At 78.9% G+C, this 966-nt stretch carries 1 protein-coding gene; it reads right to left on the bottom strand.

Annotation, left to right across the window (positions count from 1 at the left end; translation table 11 throughout):
• Nucleotides 1-966: AMP-binding protein (locus HYE82_RS36790; protein WP_179178565.1), on the bottom strand; the 966-nt coding region annotated here is incomplete at both ends.

Below are 966 nucleotides of genomic sequence, written 5' to 3'. Positions count from 1 at the left end.
GGCGGGCAGGGCTCGCCCCCGGTCTGGCCGACGAGCGGGCGCCGGCCGAGCCCGGCGTCGATGAGCATCTGCCAGTGCGGCGGGGCGGCCTGGAGGTGGCTGACGCCGTGCTCCTCGATCAGCCGCAGCTGGGCGGCGTGGTCGGTGAGGTCGCGTTCGCGGGCCAGGACCACGCGGCCGCCGGCGGTCAGCGGCATCAGCAGCTCGGTCCAGGAGATGTCGAAGGTGGGCTGGGCCAGGGCCAGCCAGGCGTCGTCGGGGCCCTGCCCGAAGTCCAGGTGGGCCTGCGAGGCGCGGAGCATGGCCAGCAGGCTGCGGTGCTCGACGGCGACGCCCTTGGGCCGCCCGGTGGAGCCGGAGGTGTACATGAGATAGGCGAGTCGGGCCGGGTCGGCCGGTGCCTCCGGCGGAGCCGTGGCCCGGGTGCCGGTCCCGGCGGCGGCGCCGGTGGCCCGTCGGGGGCCGGTGCCGGGGCCCGTCGGGGTGCGCCCGTCGAGTCCGTCCGCCGGCGCGGCGGCTTCCGGTGCGCGGTCGGTGGCGGCGAGCCGCTCGTCGGTGTCGAGGGCCAGCCAGGGGCCGTGGTGGCGGCCGCGCAGCCGGGTCGCGCCGGCCAGGTCGGAGACCAGCACGACGGCGCCGGAGTCCTCCAGGATGTGGGCGAGGCGCTCGTCGGGGGCGGCCGGGTCGAGCGGCACGTAGGCGGCACCGGCCTTCCAGGTGCCGAGGCACGCGGCGATCAGGTCGGGCGTGCGGCCGAGCATGACGGCGACGGCGGTCTCGGGGCCGGCGCCGAGCTCGCGCAGCCGCAGGGCGACGGCCTCGGCCCGGCGCTCCAGGCGGGCGTAGGTCCAGCTGTCGCCGCCGCAGACGACGGCGGTGTCCTCGGGGTTGGCGCGGGCGACGGCGGCGATCGCGGTGTGCACGACCTCCTCCGCGAGGGGGGCGGGGGTGCCGGCAGCCGGGGTG

The organism is Streptomyces sp. BR123 (genome assembly GCF_013401435.1).
Lineage (GTDB): Bacteria > Actinomycetota > Actinomycetes > Streptomycetales > Streptomycetaceae > Streptomyces.
This window is presented reverse-complemented; position numbering and strand designations above follow the sequence as displayed.